Origin of the sequence: Desulforhopalus vacuolatus (genome assembly GCF_016918505.1) — a bacterium.
GTDB classification, from domain to species: domain Bacteria; phylum Desulfobacterota; class Desulfobulbia; order Desulfobulbales; family Desulfocapsaceae; genus Desulforhopalus; species Desulforhopalus vacuolatus.
Window position 1 is genome coordinate 1 of record NZ_JAFFPZ010000089.1, and the last position, 1031, is coordinate 1031.

Sequence of the window (1031 nt, forward strand, 5' to 3'; positions counted from 1 at the left end):
ACTCGGGTGGTAGAGAACGTTACTGTTGCCGAAGTCGCAATTTGTGATGTCTGTGGTAATCCTCTGAGCGACGTCCCGTGCCATGAACATGAACGACGGACAAAAATAGATATCATTTTTGAAAAAGTTGTCGAACATGTCGACGCCGAAATAAAACAGTGTCCCAATTGCGGAGCCCGGGTCAAAGGACACTTCCCGAAAGATATGCCGGGAAATCTTCAGTATGGAAACGGACTCAAAGCGTTTGTCATTCACCTGGTAATTTCTCAGATGGTTGCTCTGAACCGTGTTCAAAAACAGGTATCGGCAATGATCGGCGTAGTTCTTTCTGAGGCCAGTTTGCTTAAATTTATACTTCGCCTCCACCTGGCATTGGGTGACTGGGAAGCCGTAGCAATCGAAAATATCTTAACAGCCCAATCGGTTCACGTCGATGAGACATCATTTCAGGTTGAGAAGAAAAAACACTGGATCCATGTGTATTCATCCGGTGAAACCACCCTGAAAATGCTTCATCGCAAACGGGGCATAGAAGCTATCGAAGACATTAATATCATTCCAAGATATGGCGGGGTAATTATCCATGATTGCTGGGCATCATATCTTTCCTACGACCATTGTGGGCATGGGCTTTGTGGTTCGCATCTTTTGAGGGAGTTGACGTTTATTGTGGACTCCAATCAATACCGGTGGGCCAAGAATATAAAAAGACTCTTGAAGGAGACGTGCCATATTATCGCAAAACGAGAGACAAAATGTCTTGATGACAAAGAGTATGCCAATCTGCAAAAACGCTATCGTAACATCCTTACTCGTGGAAGCAAGGAGTTGCCCGAAATCCCTCCTAAGCCAAAAGGTCGGCGGGGCAAGATGGCCAAGTCTGATGCTCACAATCTTTGGGATCGACTGAAAAAATATGAGACCGCAGTCTTGCTGTTTGCAAAAAAGCCCTATGTCCCATTCACTAATAATAGGGCAGAACGAGATCTCCGTATGGCGAAGGTAAAACAAAAAGTATCTGGTTGTTTCCG

The 1031-nt window shown here is 45.1% G+C and carries 1 protein-coding gene; it reads left to right on the top strand.

From position 1 onward, the window contains the following. Positions 1–6 precede the first annotated feature (6 nt). On the top strand, positions 7–1031 hold a 1025-nt coding region (tnpC, locus tag JWG39_RS16010; protein WP_338032241.1), incomplete at its 3' end, for an IS66 family transposase.